The sequence below is a fragment of the Pseudomonadota bacterium genome (genome assembly GCA_039028155.1).
Taxonomy (GTDB): Bacteria; Pseudomonadota; Alphaproteobacteria; order SP197; family SP197; genus JANQGO01.
This window is the reverse complement of record JBCCIS010000118.1, coordinates 1-1,841: the sequence shown is the minus strand read 5'-3', so window position 1 is coordinate 1,841 and position 1,841 is coordinate 1. Positions and strand designations below refer to the sequence as shown.

Annotated in this window: 3 protein-coding genes; 2 read left to right on the top strand and 1 reads right to left on the bottom strand. The window is 59.9% G+C overall.

The window, feature by feature from the left end; all coding sequences use genetic code 11:
- A partial coding sequence (locus AAF563_25585; GenBank protein MEM7124674.1) for a 7-carboxy-7-deazaguanine synthase occupies positions 1–261 on the top strand: 261 nt, incomplete at its 5' end.
- Positions 262–330: 69 nt separating this feature from the next.
- A complete protein-coding gene (locus AAF563_25580) occupies positions 331–936 on the top strand; it encodes an isochorismatase family protein (GenBank protein MEM7124673.1) in 606 nt (201 codons plus the stop codon).
- A gap of 58 nt (positions 937–994) precedes the next feature.
- Here the strand turns inward: AAF563_25580 and AAF563_25575 are convergent.
- Positions 995–1,841: hypothetical protein (locus AAF563_25575; protein ID MEM7124672.1), on the bottom strand; the 847-nt coding region annotated here is incomplete at its 5' end.

Sequence of the window (1,841 nt, the reverse complement as noted above, 5' to 3'; positions counted from 1 at the left end):
GCCGGGATCGACTGGCTCTGCATCTCGCCCAAGGCAGGCGAGCCATTGGTCCAGAAGTCGGGCGACGAGCTTAAGCTGGTGTTCCCCCAGCCCGAGAACCATCCCGACGATTTCGTCGATCTGGACTTCTCGCACCGCTACCTGCAGGCGATGGACAGCCCGAAACTGGCCGAGAACGTCGCCGCCGCGGTCGAGTTCTGCAAGGCCGACCCGCGCTGGCGCCTGTCGGTTCAGACGCACAAGGCGATAGGGATTCCGTGACCCATCTGTTCATCGTCCCCGATCCGGCCTAGACTGCCGTCGGGGTGTGATGAGTGAGAGTAGCCGGCAATGCATGAAGCCGCGCGGATCAAGCGATCATTGGTGGACGTCAATGACAGCGTTCTGATTGTCATCGACATTCAGGATTACTTCCTTCGCAAGTACGACCGTGCCAAGTCCCAACGCGTGACTTCCCACGTTGCGTGGCTGTTGCTGGTGGCGCGCCACCTCAAGGTCCCTGTCATCGCCACTGCCGAGGATATCGACCGGAACGGCGGCGTGACAGACGCCATCGCTGCTGCACTGCCGCCGGGGACACCGGTGCACGACAAGGATGTCTTCAACCTGGTCGACGAAGCCACGATCATGGCCAGCGTGCTGGCCACGGGCCGCGGCACGGCAATCTGCGTCGGGGTCGAAACCGACGTCTGCGTCGCCCATTCCGCGATGGGCCTTCTGTCGATGGGCTACAACGTCGTAATCCCGCAGGACGGCGTCGCTAGCATGGAGACCGATGAAGAGATCGGCCTGATGCGCATGCAAAGCGCCGGCGCCGTCATCAGCTCGGTCAAAGCGCTGTACTACGAATGGATGCGCGGCGTCTCGCAGGTCCGCGCCTTCCGCGCCCTGGTGCCGGAAATCGAAGAGCAACGCCCGCCGTCGCTGGTGCTGTAACCAAATCGCTCACAGGCCGCTGCAAAGGTCTAATGCAATCATCGCATCCTACGCGGCACTAAAGGCCGAAATAGGCCTGGAACGCCTCTTTCGTCAGCTTCACCTCACCCTTCGTCACTTCGCTGGCTGCGGCGGGATAGAAGATCTGATGCAACACCTTGCCATTGCACTTGACGATGTAGTCGATCTGCAGCGCGACATGGCAATTCGGGTACATCGAGGCACTGACCTCAACCTCGAACGTCGCACCCTTGGTGGCGAAATGCTTGATCGCCTCTTCGATGTTGATCATCTCGGTGTTGCAGTCATAGCTGCCGGCGACGAAATTGTCCGGGTTCTGAGGGGAGGCGTGGCCGTCAGCGCCGCCCATCTTGAACGAAATCAGGTGCAGCCATTCCCATTGATGTTCGTCTGTATCGCGCAGCAGTACAGTCAGTTGAGCTGCCGTTACTTCCTCCATCGCCGAGCAACCCATCACGCCATTCTGTGACCTGTAGTTCCGGCGCACTTCCTTGCTCCAACTTGCCACCCGAGCGCCGTCGACCACGGCGCGGACACTCTTTCTGAATTTGACGGGATGCTTGGTCGCGGTCTTCGCCGGCGCCCAACCGGCGCGGAAGGCAACCATGTTGTCGGTTCGCCCGGTATGAGAAAAGACGATGCCCTTGGGCTCGATTATCTCCTCTGACTTCAACTTGTGCAAAAGTGCGGGATCACCTCTGCCGATGCCATTGACGAACATCGCCCGCGACTTTGGGGCCGGTTTTCGACGGCGTAGCCCGTGCTTCATCCGACCGGACATCGTCAGGTGCTTTTGGTACAAAGAAGGATACTTGTCTTTCACGATGTTCTCGCAGATCTGCATATGGTGCTTGATGCGCTGCGGATCGGTCAGGCCATGAACG